Origin of the sequence: Shewanella sp. S1-49-MNA-CIBAN-0167, from assembly GCF_040310145.1 — a bacterium.
GTDB lineage: Bacteria > Pseudomonadota > Gammaproteobacteria > Enterobacterales > Shewanellaceae > Shewanella > Shewanella psychromarinicola.
In genome coordinates this window covers 1-282 of sequence record NZ_JBEOPO010000210.1, presented here as the reverse complement: position 1 = coordinate 282, position 282 = coordinate 1, and the positions used below count along the sequence as shown (strand labels likewise).

The 282-nt window shown below is 46.1% G+C and carries 1 protein-coding gene; it reads right to left on the bottom strand.

The features are described 5' to 3' along the window. Position 1: 1 nt before the first annotated feature. Positions 2–282, bottom strand: a 281-nt coding sequence (locus tag AAEZ00_RS21050) for an alpha/beta fold hydrolase (RefSeq protein ID WP_351089825.1), incomplete at its 5' end; no start/stop codon positions are given.

Sequence of the window (282 nt, the reverse complement as noted above, 5' to 3'; positions counted from 1 at the left end):
CTTATAAACAGAGGCAAAACTCACTGATCAATTCAGGCCATTCATTAACCTCATCTATCGAGTCTGCAATGTGTAAGGTCGAATTAGGTATTGTGGCATGTAATTGAATGGCAGTTTCTATGGGATGGGTCTTGTCGCCGTGCCACGCTAAAATCAGGGTTGGCATGGTCAGTTCGGCAAGTTGCTGCTTACTGGGCAGATCGTTAAGGGCGGCAGCGCGAAACAAATGATCTAGCGTTTGACGTGTCATTAGTTTTAATCCGTCGAGCATGCCTAGTACAC